This window comes from Arsenicicoccus cauae (genome assembly GCF_009707125.1).
In the GTDB taxonomy this organism is placed as follows: domain Bacteria; phylum Actinomycetota; class Actinomycetes; order Actinomycetales; family Dermatophilaceae; genus Arsenicicoccus; species Arsenicicoccus cauae.
In genome coordinates, this window is sequence record NZ_WLVL01000007.1 from 67,569 (window position 1) to 88,503 (window position 20,935).

Sequence of the window (20,935 nt, forward strand, 5' to 3'; positions counted from 1 at the left end):
TGCGGTGGGATGGGGGGGGTTCGCAGTGGCGGGCTGGTCTCGTGCTGCGGGGTGAGACGGGTGGGGGAGGGTGAGGCGGGTCCGCCGCACGGCGGACGAGGGCCGGCTGATGCCCTTACCCCCGGCGGGATCATCAGCCTGGCGAACGAAGCCCGGCTGATGCCCTTACCCCCGGCGGGATCATCAGCCTGGGGGACGAAGCCCGGCTGATGCCCTTACCCCCGGCAGGGAAAGCCGGTGCGGGTGTCGACCACGTTGACCAGCGGCTCGCCGGTGACGTGCGCGGCGGCCTCGGGCCCATGCCGGGCGTCGAGATCGCGACGCCCGGCGGCCGCCCGGACACGGCGACCGCCGTGGCCGTCCAGCAGGCCGCGAGTCGTCACCGCCGGCTCACCCTCACGTGCATGCGGTCCGCTCGGTAACGTGGTCCGGGTCATGCCCGCGCTCGTCGTCTCCATGGAGGAGACCGATCTCGGGCTGGACAGGTTCCGGGCCTCCGTCGAGGAGGTCACCGGGGCCGCGGGCAGCGACCGCTGATCAGATCGACCACCGAGCACGACACCCTCCAGGAGGTCCCCGATGACCGTGCAGCTCGTCACCGCGTCCGACGCCGAGTCCCAGCGGGCGCAGGAGGTGGTCGCCGACGTCCCCACCGGCCTGTTCATCGACGGTGAGTGGTGCGACGCGGCGTCCGGCAAGACCCACGACGTCGTCAACCCCGCCACCGAGCAGGTCATCGCGACCATCGCCGACGGGGGTCCCGAGGACGCCCGCCGCGCCATCGAGGCGGCCGCCGCGGCCCAGCGCGACTGGGGTCGCACCGCCCCGCGGGAGCGCAGCGAGATCCTGCGCCGCGCCTACGACCTCATCATGGAGCGGCAGGACGACCTGGCGCTGGTCATGACCAGCGAGATGGGCAAGCCCGTCGCCGAGGCCAAGGGCGAGGTCGCCTACGCCGCGGAGTTCTTGCGGTGGTTCTCGGAGGAGGCGGTCCGCATCGGCGGAGACATGATGCTCTCCGGCGACGGCTTGACCCGGATCTTCGTGTCCCGCCAGCCGATCGGCCCGTGCGTGCTGGTCACGCCGTGGAACTTCCCGCTCGCCATGGCCACCCGCAAGATCGGCCCCGCCATCGCGGCCGGCTGCACGATGGTCTTCAAGCCTGCCCACCTGACGCCGTTGTCGAGCTTCGCCCTGGTCGACATCCTGGTCGAGGCGGGCCTGCCCGCCGGGGTCCTCAACGTCGTGTGCTCCTCCGACGCCGGCTCGGTCGTCGAGCCGTGGATGAGCAGCGGTCTGGCCCGCAAGGTCTCGTTCACCGGCTCGACCGCCGTCGGCGTGAAGCTCCTCGAGCAGGCGTCGCAGCACGTCATGCGCTCCTCGATGGAGCTCGGCGGCAACGCGCCGTTCATCGTGTGCGAGGACGCCGACCTCGACAAGGCCGTCGACGGCCTGATGATCGCCAAGATGCGCAACATGGGTGAGGCCTGCACGGCCGCCAACCGGATCTTCGTCCACCGCTCCGTGCACGACGCGCTCGCGGACAAGCTGGCCGAGCGCATGGGCGCCCTGTCGGTCGGCGACGGCCTGGCCGAGGGCGTGCAGGTGGGTCCGCTCATCGAGCCCAAGGCCCTCGACAAGGTGGTGAAGCTCGTGACCGACGCCGTGGACCGCGGCGCCGAGGTACGGTGCGGCGGCGACCGTCCCAAGGGTGCCGGCTACTTCTACCCGCCGACGGTCCTCACCGGCGTCGACCCCGGCTCGGCGCTCATGGAGCAGGAGATCTTCGGCCCCGTTGCCCCGCTCATCCCCTACGACACCGACGACGAGGTGGTCGAGCTCGCCAACGCCACCCCGTGGGGGCTCATGGGCTACGTCTACACCGAGAGCCTAGAGCGGGCTTTCCGCCTCGGTGAGGCCATCGAGACCGGGATGGTCGGCCTCAACACCGGTCTCGTGTCCAACCCCGCCGCGCCCTTCGGCGGCGTCAAGGCGTCGGGGCTGGGGCGCGAGGGCGGCAAGCTCGGTATAGAGGAGTTCCTCGAGGTCAAGTACCTCGCCGCCCCCCGGACCTGACGAGGAGCGCGGGACGATGACCTCCACCCCCGAGGAGTCCACGGATCGGCTCGCTGCGGTCCGAGCCCGTATGGCGCACCAGGGGCTGGCCGCACGCGTGGTCACCGACCCGCCAACCTGTTCTACCTGACCGGCGACAACGCGTGGTCCTTCTCCACCCCGCAGCTGCGCACGTGCCCTCCGAGGGCAAGTTGGGCGCGACTCATTTCCTCCGGCTAGCTAGCCCCCGGGTTCGGCTTGATTTGCCTACGACCCCCTCGTTCGGTGGGGAGGGTAGGGTCTGGAAAGTCACCACACAACGATTGGAGATTCACCATGAAGGCTGTGGTCTATCAGGGACCGCGCGATGTCGCAGTCACGGATGTCCCGGACGCGAAGATCGAGCGACCCACCGATGTCCTGGTCAGGGTAACGACGACGAACATCTGCGGCTCGGACCTGCACATGTACGAGGGGCGGACCTCCTTCGAGGTAGGTCGGACGTTCGGTCACGAAAACATGGGAGAGGTGGTGGAGATCGGCAGTGGCGTGGAGAAGGTCAAGGTCGGCGACCGGGTCGTGCTGCCGTTCAACATCTCGTGCGGGTTCTGCAAGAACTGCGAGCGCGGCCTCACGAACTACTGCCTGACGACGCAACCTGACCCGTCGGCCGCCGGTGCGGCCTATGGGTTCGCCGAAATGGGCCCGTACGGCGGCGGGCAGGCAGAACTGCTCCGTGTGCCTTTCGGTGACCACAACGCGCTGCGCCTGGGTGAGGATGCGGAGGAGAAGGAGAACGACTACGTCATGCTCTCCGACATCTTCCCCACCGGCTACCACGCCACCGAGATGGCCGGCGTGATCCCGGGCGACAGCGTCGTGATCGCCGGGGCTGGCCCCGTGGGACTGATGGCCGCCCTGTCGGCGACGATCAAGGGCGCCGCAAAGGTGATGGTGGTCGATCGTCACCCCGACCGGCTCGCTCTCGCCGAGCAGATCGGCGCGATCGCCATCGACGACTCCAAGGTCGACCCCGTGCAGGCTGTGCTGGACCAGACCATGGGGCTCGGAGCCGACCGCGGCTGCGAGTGCGTCGGCTACCAGGCCCACGACCCCCAGGGCAACGAAGACCCGGCCGCCACCTTGAACATGCTCATCAACTCGGTCCGGTTCACCGGCGGGATCGGCACCGTCGGCGTGTTCGTCCCCCAGGATCCGGGGGCCAAGGGCGAATTGGCCAAGCAGGGCAAGGCAGCCATCGACTTCGGCACCCACTGGTTCAAGGGACAGACCATGGGCAACGGTCAGGCCCCCGTCAAGAGGTACAACCGCCGGCTGCGAGACCTCATCGCGGCCGGCAAGGCGAAGCCGTCCTGGATCGTCTCCCACGAGATCTCGCTGGACCAGGCCGCCGATGCCTACAGGAACTTCGACTCCAGGTCGAAGGGTTGGACCAAGGTCGTCATCAAGCCCGGCATGTCAGACGCAAAGAAGGCAAGCTGATATGGCAGCAGATCTTCAGGGCAAGAGGGTCGCGATCCTCGCCGCCGACGGAGTCGAACGCGTTGAGCTCGAGCAACCCCGCGAAGCGCTGAACCGCGCGGGCGCTCAGACCGAGGTCCTCTCGATCCACGACGGCGAGATCAAGGCCCGTAAGAACGACCTGGATGAAGCGGGCACGTTCACCGTCGACGGGTTGGTCGCCGACGCCTCGGTGGGCGACTACGACGCCCTGCTGCTTCCCGGCGGCACGGTGAACCCCGACCAGCTCCGGGTCGACGAGGACGCCGTTTCCTTCGTCCGCGACTTCGTCGAGAGCGGCAAGCCAGTGGCGGCGATCTGTCACGGGCCGTGGACGTTGATCGAGGCCGGCGTGGCCGCCGGTCGCACCCTGACGTCGTTCCCGAGCATTCGCACCGACCTGCGCAACGCCGGCGCCGACGTCGTCGACCAGGACGTGGTGGTCGACAAGAATCTCATCACCAGCCGCTCGCCGGAGGACCTGCCGGCGTTCTCCGAGGCCATAGTGTCCCAGCTCGCAGGCACCTCGACAAAGGAAGAGGAGAAGTCATGAGTGTGACCAAGGGATTGCTGGTCAGGTTTGACGCGTTGCCCGGGAAGGAGGACGACGTGAAGGAGTTCCTTGACAGCGGCCGTGCGCTTGTTGAGGACGAGCAGGCGACCACCGCGTGGTTCGCGATCCGCCTCGGGCCGACCTCGTTCGGGATCTTCGACGTGTTCCCCGATGACGCCGGACGTGACGCCCACCTGTCCGGCCCTGTTGCGGTAGCTCTCGGCGAGCAGACCGGCACGTTGTTCTCCGAGCCGACGATCGAGAAGCTCGACGTACTGGGCTCCAAGCTCCCCGCCTGACACCACAGACCGGGAGTACTGGCCCAGAGAGGAGGGGTCGCTGCGCGGTGACTTCGGGCTTGCACAGCCCGCTGACGTCGTGGCAGCGGCCCCTTCTCTTGCGGCCTATCGCTCATCACCAACAGATCGAGGAACCGCGATGACAGCAACTGACGACGGCGTTGCCACGACGCGTTCACCCGAGGTAGCAGTGATCGGGGGCGGGATCGTCGGTCTGTCGACGGCGTACGCGCTGCGGGAGCAGGGCGTGCCGGTGCGCTTGTACGAGGCTGGTCTGCCCGGGACGGGTCAGTCCGCAGGCGAGTCGCGGATCTTCCGGCATGCCCACGACGACCCGCGACTCGTCGCTTTCGCGCGCGAAAGCCGCGGCGTATGGGATGAGTGGGCCGAACACTTCGACGTCGAGCTGGTCTCATCAGACGGTGTCCTGGCGATCGGAGACAGCGCCCTGGCGCGGCTGCGGGTGCTCGACCAGGTCGGCGGCGTGCAAGCGCACGAGATCGAGGCGGCCGAGGTCGCCCAGCGAATGCCGCTGCTCGCTGGGTACTCGGGGCCGGCGGTGCTCGACGAGTCGGGCGGCGCGATCCGCACCCGCGCCGCGATCACGGCACTCACGGGTGCCCTCGCAGATGCGGTCACCACCGGGGAGGTCATCTCCATCGATGCTCGCGCCGACGGGACGGTCGAGGTGCGCAGCGTCACCGACCGGGCTGTCTACTCCAAGGTGGTCGTGTGCGCCGGCCGCGAAACCGCCCGGCTGGCACGCAGCGTCGGCTTGTCGCTGCCGGTTCGCCTTGCCGCACACGTCCGGCTGACCTTCGACGTGAAGGCCGCCGCCCCGGCACGAGTCGCGTGCCTGCAGGACAGCAGCGGCGTCTTCGGCGAAGTCGGCGTCTACGCGACGCCGCTACCGGGCAACAGCAGTTACTCCGTCGGACTCAGCGAGACCGTCGGCGTCCGCGACGACGGAACTTTCATCGACCCTGCGGCCATTCGATCGCTGGACGAACGCGCACGCGAATACGTGACACGGGCGCTGCCCGGTCTCCACCCAGAGCCGCGCGACTTCCTTCACTGCTGGGTGACCGACCTCCCGTGGAGTGAGGACGGCGTGGCCGTGTGGGAGGCAGGCTCTGTCTTTTTTGTGGCCGGTCACAATCTGTTCAAGCAGGCACCTGCGTTGGGTCGCGCTCTTGCCCGGGCTGCGACCGGCGGCGGTCTCCCCGCCGAGCTCACGCCCGAAGCGCGCCTCGGCGAGGCCCAGGGCTAGCCCAGGGTTGGTTCGCCAGGTCGATGACCCCGCCGGGGGTAGGGGCATCGACCGGGGATAGTTCGCCAGGTCGATGATCCCGCCCCCGGTAGGTACGTCTGGTCATCGGGCCCTCGCGGCCCGGACGCTCCGTCAGAGATAGGGCCTGGGCCGATGGCCGGCCAGCCCCGCCGCCCGCCCGGCGACACCGCACAGCGACACCGCGACCCCGGCGAGCCGCTCGGGGTCGCGGTGGTGCACGGCGCCGGCCACGTTGACGAAGGGCCACACGAGCGAGCGACCCAGCGCCGCCAACGTGTGGCCGTAGCCGAAGAACTCGACCTCGGTGTCGGCGTTGGCGGCGTTCTCCTCGAACGCGCGCAGCAGCGCACCCCGGTTGCTCAACCGGTGCGGGGGGAGCGGCTCGTGCACGACGGCGGCGGGCGACCACGCGAACCGTGCTCCGAGCGACCGCGCCCGCAGGAAGAACGCGAAGTCCTCCCCGCCGGACAGCCCGCGGTGCGGGGCGAACCACGGTCGCGGCATCCGGTCGACGAGCCGGCGAGAGAGCAGGAGGTTCTGCCCACCGTCGAGGGAGGAGACCAGGCCCTCGCGGCGCGGGGCCGAGGTGGCCAGCAGGTAGGACCGCACGAGCGTCGGGTAGGTCTTGGTGATGCCCATGTCGACGGGCCCGCTCGCGCAGTCGGCGTCGTAGCGTCGCGCGCAGTCCACCAGGGCCATGAGGGCGCCGGGCTCGGGGAGGCCGTCGTCGTCATACATCACGAGGTACTCCCACTCCGGGTCGACCTCGTAGGCGGTCGTGACGAGGGCGTTGCGCGCCTGCGAGATACCTCGCTCACGGACGGGACGCACCGTGATCGGGACCGTCCTGCCGCACCCGACCTCCTCGGCCACCCGCTCCACGGCCGGGTCGCAGTCGTTGTCCGCGACCACCACCGAGACCGGATGACCCTCGGCCTGCTTCGTCACCTCGAGCAGCAGCCCCCGCAGCAGCTCGGGGCGTCGGTACGTCGGAATGCCCACCACGATCGGCACAGGACACCACCCCCTGGTTCAAGCCTACGACCGGGGGTGATGGCCGTGGTGCAATTGTCCTGGAATCTCCAGGGCGTCCTCCCACGGACGGGTCAGCCAGTAGCGCTCCAGCTCGGGCAGCCCCTCTGGCTCGTCGAGTCCGTGCGGGCCGAAGCGCAGCGGCGCCACCTGCGTCGCGTAGCGACCGATCCGGCGCGCCTTGACGACGCGGTCGACCGGCACGGCATACGCCTCGACGTGGAACCCGTGCCGCGCGACCAGGCCGTCCATCTCGTCCTGCCCCGGCCGCGCCGAGCCGTAGGGCACGTCCTCGTAGTAGCCGAACCTGGTCAGGCGGTCGGTCAGGTGGTCGGTGAGCGTGTCCCGCACCCAGCGGTGGTCGGGGTTGACGCCGGCGCCGACGGGCGCGGCGTGCTCCCCGGTGGCCGGGGGCATCGCCCCGGCCTCCCCCCGGGACAGGGCCTCGCGCACCAGCCGTATGCCGCTGCGCCCGGCCCGCAGCCCGAGCCGCGCCAGGCGGCGGGCCGCCCGCACGCCCAACGGTCGGCGGGGCATCGGCGGGTCGGGCAGCACCCCGGTGGCGGTCGGCAGGAGCACCAGGCCGCCCTCGTGCTCGCGCAGCCAGGCATCGACCCATGCGGTGAGGGTGGCGGCGTCCTCGGGCGTCCGGCCCGCGGTGAGGTACTGCTGGTCGAGCAGGCCGAGGTGGTGCCGACGGTGCGGCGTCCCGGCGAGCGCGGCGTCGTCCTCGGCGAGCCGGACCTCCATGGCCTCGTCCGAGTCTTGGAAACCGGACAGTGTGTCCCACTCGGTGACCATGGGCTGGGCGGGGCGGGCCGTGCAGACAGTCAGGACGTCGAGCGGGGCCTCGCGGCCGATGAGCGTCTCGCAGGACAGGACGGCGTCGTCCAGGTGCGGAGACACCACGAGGACGGCACCGTTGAGGGGCGTGGGGATCGGCATACGGGCTCCTCCATCTGCGGGTGGGTCGACGGCTCAGTCCCGGGCGTCGCAGAGGGCCCAGGAGGCGGCCGCCGAGGCCACCGTCACGACCCCCACCGCCGGCCAGGCGCCGATGCTGCGGGCCAGCCGGTGCGACCCGACGAACCCGCCGAGGTAGGTCACCGCCAGCACGGCCGTCGTCCCCGGGTCGGTGCGCGCGAGCCAGGTGCGCCCGGCGAGCAGGCCGCAGGCCCCGAGCAGGACGCCGCCGAGCGGACGGATGCCGGTCTCGCGGGCGAGCGCGAAGCCGCCGGCCAGGCCGAGGACGGTGAGCGGTGCGGTGGACACGTCGGAGGCAGGCTTGAGATCCATGCCCCCACCGTATGCCGCCCGCCCCGGCGCAGGCGGGTGACCGGCGACGCGGCGGGGTATGCCGAGACCCATGAGCGACGACGACCAGAACCCGCACGTGACGGACCAGACCACGCAGCCCGACCAGGGGCCCTTCCACGACGTCGACCCCACCGGCGCGGGCCAGAGCGCTGACGAGCGGTCGGCCTACCCGGACGCGGACCAGGACACGGGTGTGGACGACCAGGGTGGCTACGAGGGCGGGGAGCCGGCCGGGCAGCAGCCCACCGAGCAGGTGCCCGAGCCCACCTCGGGCGACCCCGAGACGCCCGGCGAGTCCGACGAGGAGGGCAACGCCGAGGGCCTGACCCAGGGGATCAACGCAGGCTGACCTCCGGGTCGGCCGGGAGGTCCGACGCGGCGCGCGAGCCGACGAGCCCGCCCGTTCCGATGCGCTCCGTCGGGCCCCCGTGACGCCCGGTCACCCCCTCCTCCGGGAGGGTTGACCGGGCGTCCGCGATCTCATCCTTGCGGGGGAGGCGCGGGCCGCGACGTTCCGGCGAGGGTGGAGGCACACCGACCACCCAAGGAGACGTCATGAGCAGCAGCACCGCCCGCCGGACGATCATGGCCGGCACCGTCCTCACCCTGATCGCGTCGACCGGGGCCGCAGCGGCACCCGCCGTCGCCGCCCCGCAGCCCACCCACCTGGCCGACGCCCGCAAGCCCTCGCCGCAGCGGGTCCTGCAGGCGTCGGTCGACCAGCTCGACCGCGCCGGCGCCGTGGGGGTCGTCGCCGCGGCGACCCGCGACGGCCGATCCTGGTCGGCCGCGGCGGGAGTCCGCAGCACCACGACGCGCGTCCCCGCCCGGCCCACCGACCGGGTCCGCGTCGGCTCGATCACCAAGCCGATGGTCGCGACCGTCGTCATGCAGCTCGTCGACGAGGGCAGACTGCGCCTCGACACCAAGGTCGACCAGGTCTATCCCGGGCTGCTGCCGGGGCACGGCGACATCACGATCGAGCAGCTGCTCAGCCACCGCAGCGGGTTGCCGGACTACGTCCTGCCGCTGGCCAAGCAGGAGCAGGCGATGAAGCTCACCGTCGAGCAGTCCTTCGCCCGCCGGCACACTGACCGCGAGCTGATCAGGCTCGCCCTCACGGAGAAGGTGGGCAAGCCCGGCGCTGCCTTCCGCTACGCCAACACCAACTACCTCGTGCTGAGCCAGCTGCTGCAGAAGCGCACCGGTCAGAGCATCAGCGACCTGCTCACCCAGCGCGTCTTCCGCAAGGCGGGCCTCAAGGGCACGTTCTACGCCAAGGAGCGGTGGATGCCCACGAACTCCCTGACGGAGTACTACGTCGAGGGCCCCAAGGTGGTGGGCTTCCGGCAGAACGCCACGCTCTTCGGCGCCGCGGGGGCCGCGGTCTCCACGCCCGACGACCTCAACCGGTTCATGACCTCCCTCATGCGCGGCAAGCTCACGTCCAAGCGCAGCCTGGAGCAGATGCTGCGACCGCGCAGCGCCACGCCGATGTCCTACGGGCTGGGCGTCTACTCGCTGCCCGACCCCTGCTACGCGGCCCCCAAGGGCAAGACCCCCAAGGGCAAGGGCGGCACCAACGCGAGCACCAGGCGGGTCTACGGCCACAACGGCACCACCTACGGCACCCACTCGGCGTCGGTGAGCACCCGCGACGGTCGCCGGGCGGCGTCCGCGTCCCTCACCGGCCGGTTCTTCCCCCCGAGCGACCTCACGAAGCAGCCGATGCCCGACGTCGCCGTCGCGGCGGCGCTCAGGGCCCTGTGCTGACCGAGTCCGTGCTGACCGAGTTGCCCAGCGTCCGGCTCGTCCTCGGGGTCGCCGCCAGCGCGGCCCCGAGGGCGCAGGCCGCCGCGCAGCCCAGCAGCACCGGGGTCAGACCCCACGCGCTGACGGCGGGGGCGAGCAGCGCGAGGCCGAGCGGCGCGCAGCCGTAGGACTCGACGAAGTCCAGGGACGTCACCCGCGCCAGCCGCTCGGGCGGGACCTCCCGCTGCGTGGCCGTGAACCACGGGACGCTGAACACCTCGATGCCGATGCCGCCGAGCGCGTACGCCGCGAGCACCAGGACCGGTGACGGCGAGATCGCCAGCGCGAGCGGCACGAGCGCGTAGGCCCCGACCCCGGCGAAGGCCCACCAGCCGACGTTAGTCGGTCGCCAGCGTGCGACGAGCGCGGCCCCCACGATCGCGCCGACGGTGTAGGCCGTGATGGCGACGGCGAGCACCGTCTCGCCCCCGAAGCGGTCGCGCGAGACCAGCGGCAGCGCGACGCAGGTCGCGGAGTAGCCGAGCGCCATGACCGGCAGCAACCCGCCCAGCCCGGCCACGAACCACGGGTGCCGTCGCGCCTCCTGCACGCCCTCGCGCAGGTCGTGGGCGGCCACGCGCGCCAGGGCGATCGGTCCTGGACGTCGCGCGCCGGTCGCGTCGTCGGGGGGTGATCGCCCGCTGTCCCGGCTCGACGGCGTCGACCCCCTGGCCCGTATGCCTTGCCCGCCCGCTCGTGGGGTCGCCGCCTCGCGGCAGGGCCGCCGTCAGGACCCACATCACGGCGGTGGCCAGCAGGATCCAGGTCAACGAGATCCGCTGCGAGGCAAGCCCGGTCAGGGCCGGGCGAGCAGCGTCGCCACCCGGACGGACAGGCTCCTGGCGGCGTTCGCCTGCTGCCAGCCCTCCGGCGCCACCTGCTCGCGCACCATGGCCTGGAAGGTCGGGCGGCAGGTGGCCTGGCGACGGGACCTGGTCGCTGTCCTACTCCCCCCTCACGCCGACGCTCGCGAGTGCCCCGCCCCCTAGTGCGCCTACCGGGTGGACGCCTGGGCCGACGCCCGTCCTCCCACCACCGCACACCATTGGTCACCAATGGGGTCTGGGGACCCGTTTGGATCGTTCACAAACGTTAGTGGTGACCACTGGGCGTCGGCTGGGGGAGGAAGGGGCGCGCCACGCGCCCACCCCTCGCGCCATTGGTCACCAATTACTCTCAGGGGCGCGATTGGATCGTTCACAAACGTCAGTGTTGACCAATGACGCGAGGGGGTGTGTGTCGACACAAAGTGTTAACTCGGCAACTCAGTGTGAATGCGCAACGACAGGTGGTGACGGTGCGCGGTGGCTCAGGCGGGCCCGGCGTTGGTGGACGTCAGCGTCAGGAGCAGGCGCACCGACTCCTGCAGGTGCTCGGCCGCCCCGCGGTGGTCGCCGAGCTCACCCAGCGCCGTGCCGAGGTGGTGGTGGGCGTCGGCCAGGTCGGAGGCGGCGAGCAGGTGCCCGTCCTCGAGCACCCGCTCCATGTGGGCACGCCCCTGCGCCCAGTCGCCGGTTGCGCAGGCGTACTTGCCCTGCACCAGGTCCAGCTCGACCTGGTCGCTGCGGGCCGAGCTGAGCGAGAAGGCCGTCGCCGCCTTGGCGAGCAGCTCCGGCACGGCGTCGAGGTCGACGTCCGCCTTCAGCCGGAAGTCCGCGGCGGCGCGGTGCACCCGACCCCACCGGCGCAGGTGGCCGTCCGGGTCGATGGCCGCGATGGCCTGGTCGTAGTAGCTGAGTCCCGCCTGGGGGTCTCCGGTCGAGAGGGCGAGGTTGGCCAGGGCCCAGTAGGCGTTGCCGGCCTCGAGCCGGTTGGGGGCGTCCGCAGCGCCGCGGGCGAGGTCCGGCGCCCAGCTGATCGCGTCGCTGTAGCGGTGCTGCTGCCCGAGCGCCGACACGAGCGCGGTGAGGGCGGCGACGCCGGTCGAGCGCCAGGTGGGGGTGGTGCGGAAGGCCATGACGGCGGCCCGGGCCTCGGTGACGGACCCCTCCAGGTCGCCGGTCACGCGCAGGGCGACCGACAGGACCGTGCGCACCCGCCCCTGCAGGATCGTGGACTGCTGCGTGAACCAGTGGTCGACGAGGGCTCGGGCCTGCTCGACGACCTGGTCGGCGAAGTCGTTCTCGATGCGCAGCGTGAGGTCCATCAGCGCGGCGGTCCACCAGAGGTCCAGGCGGTCGGCCTCGAGGGCGAAGTCGCGCAGGTCGGATGCGGCCTTGATGGCACCCTCGAAGGTATGGGTCGTGAGCACGCTGAGCGCCTCGGTCTGCAGGACCGCGGCGCGGGCGTCGCCGCGCTTGCCGGAGGCGAGAGCCCAGGCGCGGACGTGCTCGACCGAGAGGCCGAGCCTGCCGGCGACGTGCTCGACGATCTCGCGGCTCGGCGCACGGTGCCCTGACTCCACGAGGGAGATGTAGCTGCGGGAGAACTCCGGCTCCCCCAGCTCCGACTGGGACAAGCCGGCCGCGACCCTCGCCGCGCGCAGCGCTACTCCGAAACCGTTCTCGTCGCTCATGACCTATTCCCAACTGTTGACAATGCGAGTAACGTACCGCTTGCCGCATCCCCCCGCCAGTAGGAGATTCCCATCATGATTGCCAAGGCCACTCGCGCCATAGCCGTTCTCACCCTCGCAGCCTTCGCTCTGGTCCCCACCGTCGGTGGCAGCTGGCCCACGAGCCAGGACCCCACGGTGGGCGGCAGCTGGCCCACCAGCCAGGACCCCACCGTCGGTGGCAGCTGGCCGACCGTGCTCGACGCTAGCTGATCTGCCTGGTCAGGGCCGCTTTCCTGGCTCGGACGCGCCCGACCGGGTGATCGAGGCCCCCGCTCGACTCCTCGGAGTCCTGCGGGGGCCTTGCGCGTGCGGAGGGAGGGGGCCGTATGTCGTGCCGCCGGTCACCGACTCGCGATCAGGCGGGCACGGTCGCGTGCAGGGGAAGCTCGAAGAGGCGCTAGGCGTGGGTCAGGCCGCGCGGCGCCTTGACCGTCATGACGAAGCCCTCGGCCAACCGCCGCCGCCAGCTCGCGAAGCTCGCGTCCCGGGGCCAGCGGTAGTGGCTCGCGTTGAGCTCCACGGGCGCGAGCTCCGCGACGTAGCAGGCGAGCCGGTCCCCGGGACGCATGCCGGGCGGGTAGAGGACGCCGTCCCAGTGGGCACAGCTCCAGCCCGAGGTCCCGAGGAGGACACTCACCCCTCGAGCTCGGCCAGCGCCCGTGGGATCTCGGCAAGCAGCTCGCGGGCGAGGAAGCCGCGCCGTCCGTGCACCGCGACCAGGCGCTCGCCCGCGCGGCCGTGCACATAGGCGCCCCACACCCCGGCCTGGGCGGGCTCCGCGCCACGCCCGAGCAGCCCGACCAGCATGCCAGCCTTGACGTCGCCAGAGCCGCTGACGGCCATGCCCTGACCGCCGGTCTGGACCGCCCACAGGTCGGCGGTGGCGCGCGTGCCGGGGGTCGTGACGTAGGTCGTGGACGCGCCCGACACGACCACGGCACCGGCACGGCGGCTGAGCCGCAGCGCGGCGCCGAGCGGATCCTCCGACACGGCGTCCTCGTCCTCGTCGAGCGTCTGGGCGAGCTCTGCGGCGTTGGGGGACAGGATGACTCGCCCGTCCAGGTGCTTCACCCCGTCGGCGTGCTCGGTGAGATAGGCCATGCCGAGCGCGTCGATGACGACCGGCACGTCGAGGCGCGGCACGACGCGCTCGAGCAGCGCGACCGCCGCGTCGGGGGACATGATCCCGGGGTCCAGCAGGACCGCGGCGCAGCCCTCGGCGAGCTCGACGATCTCGTCGGCGGTCCCGGGGGCGAGGTTGCCGTCGTCGTCGGCGGCCAGACCCGCGACGTAGGCCTCGGGGATGGCCATGCCCATCGGCACCGCCAGCGGCTCGACCGTGGCGATCTGGAGCTTGCCCGCTCCGGCGCGCAGGGCGGCCTCCGCGGCGAGCATGACACCGCCCGGCATACGGACGTTGCCGCCGACCACGAGGACGCGGCCGTTGCTCTCCTTGTCGCCCCCGTCGCCGGGTAGCTGCCACTCGCGCAGCAGCCCCGAGGAGACGACCTCCGGTCGGCGACTCACGCGTCGGCCTCGCCGGCAGCGGGCTCCTCGTGGGTGGTCTGGGCGCCCTCGTCGTCCAGCGCCGCCGTCTCGGCGTAGGCGACCAGCTCGAGCGAGCCGTCCTCGGCGCGGTCGTAGGAGGTCATCGAGCAGTTGGGCAGCGGCGTCTCGTTGTCGATGGTGATGATCCCCTCCTCGTCGAGGCCCTCCAGGACGAGGCGGAAGCTCATGATCACCGCCTGATGGCTGAAGATCCAGACGTGCTCGTCGGCGTACTCCTGACGGATGTCGGCCAGGACGCTGCGGACGCGCAGGGCCACGTCGCACCAGGACTCGCCGCCCGGGGGCCGGTAGTAGAACTTGCCGACCTTGGTGCGGCGCTCGGCCTCCTCGGGGTGCTCCGCCCGGATGCCGTCGCCGGTGAGCCCGTCGAAGATCCCCAGGTCACGCTCGCGCAGCCGCTCGTCGAGGACCAGCGAGTGGTCCAGCCCCGCCTCCCGCAGGGCCGTCTCGGCCGTACCCCGCGCCCGCGCGTACGGCGAGGACAGGATCACCTCGGGGCGGTGGGCCTCGGGCAACCGCGCCAGGTGGGCCCCGAGGGCGGTGGCCTGCTCGGTGCCCAGGTCCGACAGCGGGGTGTCGGCGTCGCGGTAGTCGAGCGCCAGCCTGCCGTGACCGGCCTTGCGGGCCTCGGCGTCCGCCACGTTGCCGAGGCTCTGGCCGTGGCGGACGAGCACGAGCCGGCGGGGGGCGGTGCGTCGCCCCGCGGCGATGGAGTCGGTCTGCTCGGGCACGATGCCTCCTGCGGGTTGGTCCGGGCGTCCTTTCCGGCTACCCCGTATGCCGCGCCGCCAGACCCCGACCACCCGTCCGCGGGTCACTTTTCGACGACGTTCCCCGCCCAGAGGTGACCGTTCGACGAGGGGGTGGCATGAGATGGGGGAGTATCCGGCATACGGCATATCTCTCCATCCCCTCACATCCCGCCGTCATCCACACCACGAAGGACACCACCGTGAGCACACCCGCCACCACCGCCCATGCACGGCCCGCCCCGAGCCGGACCAAGACGCTGCTCGGGACCGGCGTCGGCAATGCGCTCGAGTGGTACGACTGGAACGTCTACGCCACCTTCGCGACCTACATCGCGGCGCAGCTGTTCTCCAAGGCGGACCCCGCCTCCGCGTTCCTGTCCACCCTCGCGATCTTCGCGGTCGGGTTCGTGGCCCGGCCCTTCGGCGGCTACGTCTTCGGCTGGCTCGCCGACCGCATCGGGCGCAAGCACTCCCTGATGGTCGCCGTCATGCTCGCCTCGGGCGGCTCGCTGCTCATCGCCGTCGCGCCGACGTATGACGCCGTCGGGGTGTGGGCCTCGGTGATCCTGCTCGTGGCGAGGTTGCTGCAGGGCCTGGCGCACGGCGGCGAGCTGCCCTCGGCACAGACCTACCTCGCGGAGGAGGCACCCCGCGAGCGGCGCGGGTTCTGGGCGTCCTCGATCTACGTCTCCGGCACCGTCGGCCTGCTGATCGGCATGTTCCTCGGCCTGATCCTCGAGACGACGCTCAGCGACGCGCAGATGGACGCGTGGGGCTGGCGCGTGCCGTTCGCGCTCGGGGCCGTGCTCGGGCTGTTCGCGCTGTGGATGCGCACCCGGCTCGAGGAGTCCGCGATCTTCGAGGAGGAGGTGGGCGGCGAGGGCGCCCCCCGCGAGAACGTGCTCGCCGGCGTGTGGCGCCACAAGCGCCAGGCGCTGCAGGTCATCGGCATGACCATGGGCCTGACGATCACCTACTACGTGTGGTCCGTCAGCACCCCGGCCTACGCCATCAAGGTGCTGAAGTTCGACAAGACCGACGCCTTCTGGGCCTCGATCATCGGCAACACCGTCTTTATCCTCGCGCTGCCCGTGTGGGGTCTCGTGTCCGACCGGATCGGCCGCAAGATCCCCATCCTGGTCGCGCTGCTCGGCTCGGCGGTCCTCTACATCCCCATGACCTCGGTGATCGGGCACAGCATGGTGACGCTGGCGCTCGCGATCTCGGTGATGCTGATCCTGCTCGCCGGCTACCTCGCCATCGCGCCGGCGGTGTATGCCGAGATGTTCCCCACCGACGTGCGGGCCACCGGCGTGGGTGTGCCGTACGCCATCTGCATCGCGATGTTCGGCGGCACCGCCCCTTACGTGCAGAACTGGCTCGCGGCGGCGGTCGAGTGGCGGTGGGCGTTCGCGACGTACGCGATCGTGGCGCTGCTGATCTCGGCCGCGACGGTGCTCACGCTGCCGGAGACGCGCGCCAAGGACCTCAGCCATTGACCGGTCCTGGCCGTATGCCGCACCCGACGCCTGGTGCGCGCCAACGGGTGGATTTCGCCACCGTCATGCGTGGCGTTCTCCACCCGTTGGTGGTGGCGATGACCCGTGAGCCCCGGGCTGGGCGGCACAGGTGACCCGACGGGGCACTTTCGGTGCTCTAACCGTCGGTCTGGCGCCGCCACGCGCCCCGGCGAGTCACTTCTGTCGTCGGCGTCGGCCGCGGGGTGGTGCTGGGGCGCGCCGAGGGGGCGGAGGCGTGAACGGGTGGGTTTGGCCACCGTCATGCGTGGTGTTCTCCACCCGTTGGTGGGAGCAGTGAGCCGTGAGCGCCCCATTGGGTGCTGGGGGTGACCCGACGGGGCACTTTCGGTGCACTAACCGTCTGTCTGGCGCCGCGACGCGTCCTGTCGGGTCACTTCGTGTCGTCAGCGGCGGCCGAACAGTTTCTTGAGGAAGCCCTTCTCGGGCACCGGCTCGGGAGCGGGGATGGGCTCGGGCTGGGCGATGGGCTCCGCCCGCGGCAGGGGCTGCGGCTCGGGCGTGGGCTCCGGTGAAGGGGTCGCCTCGGGTGCGGGTGCAGGCTCCGGCGAAAGGGCTGGCTCGGGCCCGGGCGTGGGTGCAGGCTCCTCGTCCGGCAGGGGATGCGGGGTGGGGGTCGGCTCGGGGGTCGAGGGCAGCTGGCCGGGGATGCGCTCCGGCTGGACCGGGGGCTCAGGGGCGATCTCGGGCTCCGGCAGCACGGGCTCGGGGACGACCGGCTCGGGGGTGACCTCGGGCTCCGACGCTATGGGCTCGACTGGCGTGGGCGCGGGCTCCGGCTCCGGCGACGGGGCGGGGGCGGACGCGGCGGCAGGCTCCGGGGCCGTCGGGTAGGCGAGTTCGTCCTCGGAGGGCTCGTCTACGCGGAGGCCCGGCTCACCGAAGTCGCCCGGCTGGTGCTCAGGCGTAGCGGCGGGCTGGGGCGTGGTCGGCTGGGCGACGACCTCGTCCTCGGAGGGCTCGTCCACGCGGAGGCCCGGCTCACCGAAGTCGCCAGCCGTCGGCTCGGCCACCTCGACGACCGGATCGGGCTGGACCGGCTCGGGCGTGACGGAGGCGGGCTCTATCGCAGCCGTCGCCGTGGGTGCGGGCTCGGGTGCGGGCTCGTCGCCATACGACAGGCCGACGAATCGCTTGGTGCTCTCGGCGAAGACGTGAACCCCGTCCTGCGCGGCGAGGTGCTCGACGATCCCGCGGGCCTCGTCGGCGTGCTCGCCGCTCGCGTCCGCAGCGCCCGACATGTCGATGACGGTGGTCGCGTTGATCACGGGCCGGCGGCGGGCGCCCTCGGGGAGGTAGTCGGCGTACATCTCGCCGACGCGGTCCGCGTCCTCGAACCAGTAGGTGTAGGCGTAGCCATCACGCGTCCACGTCAGCTTGAGGGCGGTCTGCTCGGTGGACCCGCCGGGGACGGCCTCGTCGAGCAGGGCCACGAGGCGGTCCTTGTCGAGACCTGCGGCTTCGGTGGCAAAGATCATGTGCGGGTATGCGCTGGCCATGGGTCCAGTCTCCCCGATCGCGCTCGGGAGCGTGACACGGGTGGTGCCAGAGACCTGAGGCGGCCCCACGTGAGGGGATCCGTTCACGTCGTGCGCCACCGTCGTTCATCCGCCATTCGGGTGAACGACGTCCGACCTGCCTACCGTCCAGGCAGCGCCCCCGCGCCGGTCGACCCCCACGCACCCGAGGAGCCGCGGTGCTCGCTTCACCCGACAATGGGATCCCCGTCCTGCGGACCGACGACGCCCGTCGTCGCCGCCTCGTCGTGCCGATCCTGGTGGCCCTGGTCGTCGGCGCCCTCGTCGTGGCCCTCACGGCCGCCGGGCGTCAGGACCGGCTCGCCGGGAGCGGGTCGACGCTGGGGCAGCCGCTCATCGACCGATCGATCGAGGCCTATCGCTCGGCCGCGTCGGCCGACAACCCCGACCGCCCCGGAGCGACCGGCAACGACTGGGTGCTGGACGGCTCGGGGCTGGAGTACGAACCGGTCGGGTCGATGGGCGGGATCATGCGCCTCGCCGAGGACGACGTCGCCTTCGCCGTCTCGGACTACCCGCTGAGCAAGGCCGCCCTCGACGAGCGTCAGGTCGTCCAGTTCCCGCTCGCGGTGGGGGCGCTCGCGGTGGCGCACAACCTCGACCTGCCCCCGGGCGCGACGCTGCGGCTCGACCAGGCAACGCTCGCCGGGATCTACACGGGGGCGATCACCCGGTGGGACGACCCGGCGATCACGGCGCTCAACCCCGGCACGCGACTGCCGTCCACCACGATCACCGCGGTGCACCGCAGCGACGGGTCCGGGTCGACGGCCGCCCTGACGCGCTACCTGTCCGGTGCACCCGGCTGGACCGCGGGGCAGGGCGCGCTCGTCAGCTGGAAGGGCGGGGTGGCCGCCGAGCGGTCGAGCGGTCTCGTGCAGGCCGTGCGGCAGCGTCCGGGATCGATCGGGTATGTCGAACGCACGCAGGCCCAGCAGTCGGGGCTGCGACTCGCGCAGCTCGAGAATGCCGCGGGCGCCTTCGTGGGCCCGACGGACGCCGCGATGCGGGTCTCGGTGGCGGGCCTCGACTACGCGGGGCGTGACGACTACGTCGGGCTCGCACCGACCTCCGCCGAGCGCGCGGCCTATCCGCTGACCGTCCCGATCTATGCCCTCGTCGAGCGCCGACCGGTCCGAGAGACGGAGGCGCGCCAGGCCCTGGACTTCCTCCGCTTCGTGCTGGAGGACAGCGCCGACCTGCACGAGCGTGCGGGCTACCTGCCCCTGCCCGGCGCAGCCGTGGGGCAGATCGAGACCTACTGGCGCGGCCACCTGCCGTACGCCCCTCGCTGACAGCGGCCCTCGCACCTCCGCCTCACGTCCGGCTCGCCCGAGCTCGCCCCACCTCCCAGCCCGCCCGTCACAGCCCACCCCGTCACAGCCCACCCGTCACAGTCAGGACAGCACGCATGGACGTCGACATCTTCAAGGACATCCTGGTCCCCGTCATCGGCGGCCTCGGGATCTTCCTGCTCGGCCTGGAGTTCATGGACAACGGCATACAGGCGCTGTCCGTCAACAAGATGCGCAAGTGGCTCGCCACGATGGCCGGCACCCCCGCCAAGGGCGTCGTCGCCGGCACGATCATCACGGGCATCATCCAGTCGTCGACCGCGATGACGGTGATGACGGTCGGTCTGGTCAATGCCGGTGTGCTGTCGTTGCGCTCGGCGATCGGCGTGATCATGGGCGCCAACATCGGCACCACGCTCGGTAACGGCCTCATCGCCCTGCCGCTGGGACCGATCGGGCTGCTGAGTGCCGGGATCTTCGCGTGCGTCTACTGCTTCTCCAAGGTCGACAAGGTGCGCAACATCGCGCTCGCGGCCATGGGATTCTCGTTGATCTTCTACGGCCTCAACCTCATGACCGGGGGCCTCAAGCCGCTGCGCAAGATGCCCGCCGTGATGGACGTGCTGTCGTCCCTGGACTCGACCACGTTCATCGGCGTCGTGTCGTGCGCCCTGATCGCCGCCCTCATCACGGCGATGATCCACTCGTCCTCCGCGACCATCGGCATCGTCATGGGTCTCGGCGCCTCGGGGGTCCTGGAGTGGCAGACCGCCATCGCGTTCGCGATCGGCGCCGACCTCGGCACCACCATCACGTCCTGGATCGCCTCGCTCAACCTGTCCAAGAACGCCAAGCGAACGGCCTACGCCCACATCGCCTTCAACTTCATCGGGGTGTGCGTCGTGCTGGCCCTCTTCTTCCCTGCCATCCAGGTGCTGAAGTGGGCGATGGGCTTCTTCGGCGGCGACCCGGGGGCGGCGGTGGTCGTGGACGGGCAGGAGACCTATCCGCTCGTCCCGGTGGCCGTGGGGATGTTCTCGATCTTCTTCAACATCTTCAACGTGCTCATCCTCTTCCCCTTCGTCAGCACCTTCGAGCGGGTCCTGTCGCGGATCGGGCACACCGACGCGGAGGACGCCGAGGACTACGCGGAGCCGAAGTACCTCGACCGCTCGCTGCTGGGTGACTTCCCGCGCGCGGTGGGGGCGGTGCGCGCCGAGTCCGGTCGGGTGCTCGAGGCAGGCGCGCTGTTCATCGCCATGGCCCGCGGCGAGAAGCAGGCGCCCAAGGACACCGCCGAGCACTGGGAGGCGACCGACTCCCTGTCCCGCGAGATCCGGGCCTACTCGGCCGAGCTGTTCACGGACGACCTGGACCGGACCCAGATGGACCTGGTGGGCAGCCTGATCGAGGAGGTCGACTTCACGACCTCGCTCGCGGACAGCCTGCACCAGATCGCGCGCCGGGTGGAGCGGGACGACTTCAGCCCAGCGGGCAAGGCCTACATCGCCGAGGGTCTCGAGCGCGTCGACGTCGCGCTGGACCACGTGATCGACCGGCCGGAGACGGCCGCCCGCGAGACCGCCCCGTCGTCCTTCGAGGACCTGCGGTGGCGGGTCATCGACACCGCCAGCCTCCCCGCCGGCGAGAAGGGCGCCCTGCTGGCCCTCCTCGGCTCGATCGAGCGCGCCGAGGCCCTCGTCGCCCGCATCGCTGCGGAGCGCGCGTCGGTGGACCCGGGCGTCGCCGGCGGCGCGGTAGCCGAGCAGCCGTCAGGGTCCTCACCGTCGGCGTAGCCGGCGCCGC

At 71.5% G+C, this 20,935-nt stretch carries 20 protein-coding genes and 1 pseudogene; 11 read left to right on the forward strand and 10 right to left on the reverse strand.

The window, feature by feature from the left end:
• Window positions 1–215: 215 nt before the first annotated feature.
• Window positions 216–383 (reverse strand): hypothetical protein, encoded by a 168-nt coding sequence (locus GGG17_RS02400; protein ID WP_154592198.1) that lies wholly within the window; start codon window positions 381–383, stop codon window positions 216–218.
• A gap of 196 nt (window positions 384–579) precedes the next feature.
• On the opposite strand from GGG17_RS02400, the gene GGG17_RS02405 reads away from it, so the two are divergent.
• From GGG17_RS02405 to GGG17_RS02430, 5 genes are all read left to right on the forward strand, one after another.
• Window positions 580–2,076: an NAD-dependent succinate-semialdehyde dehydrogenase gene (locus tag GGG17_RS02405; protein WP_154592199.1), complete on the forward strand. Its 1,497-nt coding sequence runs from the start codon at window positions 580–582 to the stop codon at window positions 2,074–2,076.
• 315 nt (window positions 2,077–2,391) lie between these two features.
• On the forward strand, window positions 2,392–3,558 hold the full coding sequence (locus tag GGG17_RS02415) for a glutathione-independent formaldehyde dehydrogenase (RefSeq protein ID WP_154592200.1): 1,167 nt from the start codon (window positions 2,392–2,394) through the stop codon (window positions 3,556–3,558).
• A gap of 1 nt (window position 3,559) precedes the next feature.
• A complete protein-coding gene (locus GGG17_RS02420; RefSeq protein WP_154592201.1) occupies window positions 3,560–4,129 on the forward strand; it encodes a type 1 glutamine amidotransferase domain-containing protein in 570 nt (189 codons plus the stop codon).
• Window positions 4,126–4,428: a putative quinol monooxygenase gene (locus GGG17_RS02425; protein ID WP_075818624.1), complete on the forward strand. Its 303-nt coding sequence runs from the start codon at window positions 4,126–4,128 to the stop codon at window positions 4,426–4,428. Before GGG17_RS02420 ends, GGG17_RS02425 begins: the two co-directional genes overlap by 4 nt.
• Window positions 4,429–4,567: 139 nt before the next feature.
• Window positions 4,568–5,698: an NAD(P)/FAD-dependent oxidoreductase gene (locus GGG17_RS02430; RefSeq protein ID WP_154592202.1), complete on the forward strand. Its 1,131-nt coding sequence runs from the start codon at window positions 4,568–4,570 to the stop codon at window positions 5,696–5,698.
• Window positions 5,699–5,830: 132 nt separating this feature from the next.
• Here GGG17_RS02430 and GGG17_RS02435 read toward each other — a convergent pair whose 3' ends face one another.
• Genes GGG17_RS02435 through GGG17_RS02445 form a run of 3 tightly spaced genes read right to left on the reverse strand, consistent with a single transcriptional unit; the run spans window position 5,831 to window position 8,047 of the window.
• Window positions 5,831–6,721 carry a glycosyltransferase family 2 protein gene (locus GGG17_RS02435; protein ID WP_154592203.1) on the reverse strand — a complete coding sequence of 297 codons (891 nt, stop codon included), beginning with the start codon at window positions 6,719–6,721 and terminating at the stop codon, window positions 5,831–5,833.
• A 36-nt stretch (window positions 6,722–6,757) separates the two neighbouring features.
• Entirely contained in the window at window positions 6,758–7,696 is a 939-nt protein-coding gene (locus GGG17_RS02440) for a PIG-L deacetylase family protein (protein ID WP_154592204.1), read from the reverse strand.
• 33 nt (window positions 7,697–7,729) lie between these two features.
• Entirely contained in the window at window positions 7,730–8,047 is a 318-nt protein-coding gene (locus tag GGG17_RS02445) for a hypothetical protein (protein ID WP_154592205.1), read from the reverse strand.
• Window positions 8,048–8,117: 70 nt separating this feature from the next.
• Here GGG17_RS02445 and GGG17_RS02450 point away from each other — a divergent pair, with 70 nt between their 5' ends.
• On the forward strand, window positions 8,118–8,417 hold the full coding sequence (locus tag GGG17_RS02450) for a hypothetical protein (RefSeq protein ID WP_154592206.1): 300 nt from the start codon (window positions 8,118–8,120) through the stop codon (window positions 8,415–8,417).
• A 206-nt stretch (window positions 8,418–8,623) separates the two neighbouring features.
• Window positions 8,624–9,841: a serine hydrolase domain-containing protein gene (locus GGG17_RS02455; RefSeq protein WP_154592207.1), complete on the forward strand. Its 1,218-nt coding sequence runs from the start codon at window positions 8,624–8,626 to the stop codon at window positions 9,839–9,841.
• Here GGG17_RS02455 and GGG17_RS02460 read toward each other — a convergent pair.
• A complete protein-coding gene (locus tag GGG17_RS02460; protein ID WP_154592208.1) occupies window positions 9,825–10,457 on the reverse strand; it encodes an MFS transporter in 633 nt (210 codons plus the stop codon). The two genes, GGG17_RS02455 and GGG17_RS02460, sit on opposite strands and share 17 nt — an antisense overlap.
• A gap of 732 nt (window positions 10,458–11,189) precedes the next feature.
• The gene (locus GGG17_RS02465) at window positions 11,190–12,395 is read right to left on the reverse strand and encodes a helix-turn-helix domain-containing protein (RefSeq protein ID WP_154592209.1); all 1,206 of its coding nucleotides are present in this window, start codon (window positions 12,393–12,395) and stop codon (window positions 11,190–11,192) included.
• 75 nt (window positions 12,396–12,470) lie between these two features.
• Between GGG17_RS02465 and GGG17_RS02470 the strand changes: the two genes are divergently transcribed.
• Window positions 12,471–12,647, forward strand: a complete 177-nt coding sequence (locus tag GGG17_RS02470) for a hypothetical protein (protein WP_019287500.1) — start codon at window positions 12,471–12,473, stop codon at window positions 12,645–12,647.
• 190 nt (window positions 12,648–12,837) lie between these two features.
• Here the strand turns inward: GGG17_RS02470 and GGG17_RS02475 are convergent.
• The 3 genes and pseudogenes from GGG17_RS02475 to GGG17_RS02485 all read right to left on the reverse strand — a co-directional run.
• Window positions 12,838–13,074 (reverse strand): annotated as a pseudogene (locus GGG17_RS02475) (DUF72 domain-containing protein); the annotation flags it as partial.
• Complete coding sequence (locus GGG17_RS02480; RefSeq protein WP_311966370.1) at window positions 13,071–13,964, reverse strand: NAD(P)H-hydrate dehydratase; 894 nt, start codon at window positions 13,962–13,964, stop codon at window positions 13,071–13,073. The pseudogene GGG17_RS02475 and the gene GGG17_RS02480, both read right to left, overlap by 4 nt.
• Window positions 13,961–14,737, reverse strand: a complete 777-nt coding sequence (locus GGG17_RS02485) for a histidine phosphatase family protein (protein WP_288798630.1) — start codon at window positions 14,735–14,737, stop codon at window positions 13,961–13,963. Before GGG17_RS02485 ends, GGG17_RS02480 begins: the two co-directional genes overlap by 4 nt.
• Window positions 14,738–14,874: 137 nt before the next feature.
• Between GGG17_RS02485 and GGG17_RS02490 the strand changes: the two genes are divergently transcribed.
• Window positions 14,875–16,257 (forward strand): MFS transporter, encoded by a 1,383-nt coding sequence (locus GGG17_RS02490; protein WP_154592211.1) that lies wholly within the window; start codon window positions 14,875–14,877, stop codon window positions 16,255–16,257.
• A gap of 425 nt (window positions 16,258–16,682) precedes the next feature.
• Here GGG17_RS02490 and GGG17_RS02495 read toward each other — a convergent pair whose 3' ends face one another.
• Window positions 16,683–17,795, reverse strand: coding sequence for a hypothetical protein (locus GGG17_RS02495; RefSeq protein ID WP_154592212.1), 1,113 nt, complete (start codon window positions 17,793–17,795; stop codon window positions 16,683–16,685).
• Between the two features lie 197 nt (window positions 17,796–17,992).
• Here GGG17_RS02495 and pstS point away from each other — a divergent pair, with 197 nt between their 5' ends.
• The gene (gene pstS / locus GGG17_RS02500; RefSeq protein WP_154592213.1) at window positions 17,993–19,129 is read left to right on the forward strand and encodes a phosphate ABC transporter substrate-binding protein PstS; all 1,137 of its coding nucleotides are present in this window, start codon (window positions 17,993–17,995) and stop codon (window positions 19,127–19,129) included.
• A gap of 116 nt (window positions 19,130–19,245) precedes the next feature.
• The gene (locus tag GGG17_RS02505) at window positions 19,246–20,925 is read left to right on the forward strand and encodes a Na/Pi cotransporter family protein (protein ID WP_154592214.1); all 1,680 of its coding nucleotides are present in this window, start codon (window positions 19,246–19,248) and stop codon (window positions 20,923–20,925) included.
• Window positions 20,926–20,935 lie beyond the last annotated feature (10 nt).

Coding starts and splice junctions, on each gene's coding strand:
- GGG17_RS02405 (WP_154592199.1), top strand. CDS start 580: ATGACCGTGCAGCTCGTCACCGCGTCCGACGCCGAGTCCCAGCGGGCG.
- GGG17_RS02415 (WP_154592200.1), top strand. CDS start 2,392: ATGAAGGCTGTGGTCTATCAGGGACCGCGCGATGTCGCAGTCACGGAT.
- GGG17_RS02420 (WP_154592201.1), top strand. CDS start 3,560: ATGGCAGCAGATCTTCAGGGCAAGAGGGTCGCGATCCTCGCCGCCGAC.
- GGG17_RS02425 (WP_075818624.1), top strand. CDS start 4,126: ATGAGTGTGACCAAGGGATTGCTGGTCAGGTTTGACGCGTTGCCCGGG.
- GGG17_RS02430 (WP_154592202.1), top strand. CDS start 4,568: ATGACAGCAACTGACGACGGCGTTGCCACGACGCGTTCACCCGAGGTA.
- GGG17_RS02440 (WP_154592204.1), bottom strand. CDS start 7,696: ATGCCGATCCCCACGCCCCTCAACGGTGCCGTCCTCGTGGTGTCTCCG.
- GGG17_RS02445 (WP_154592205.1), bottom strand. CDS start 8,047: ATGGATCTCAAGCCTGCCTCCGACGTGTCCACCGCACCGCTCACCGTC.
- GGG17_RS02450 (WP_154592206.1), top strand. CDS start 8,118: ATGAGCGACGACGACCAGAACCCGCACGTGACGGACCAGACCACGCAG.
- GGG17_RS02455 (WP_154592207.1), top strand. CDS start 8,624: ATGAGCAGCAGCACCGCCCGCCGGACGATCATGGCCGGCACCGTCCTC.
- GGG17_RS02465 (WP_154592209.1), bottom strand. CDS start 12,395: ATGAGCGACGAGAACGGTTTCGGAGTAGCGCTGCGCGCGGCGAGGGTC.
- GGG17_RS02470 (WP_019287500.1), top strand. CDS start 12,471: ATGATTGCCAAGGCCACTCGCGCCATAGCCGTTCTCACCCTCGCAGCC.
- GGG17_RS02490 (WP_154592211.1), top strand. CDS start 14,875: ATGAGATGGGGGAGTATCCGGCATACGGCATATCTCTCCATCCCCTCA.
- GGG17_RS02495 (WP_154592212.1), bottom strand. CDS start 17,795: ATGGCCAGCGCATACCCGCACATGATCTTTGCCACCGAAGCCGCAGGT.
- GGG17_RS02505 (WP_154592214.1), top strand. CDS start 19,246: ATGGACGTCGACATCTTCAAGGACATCCTGGTCCCCGTCATCGGCGGC.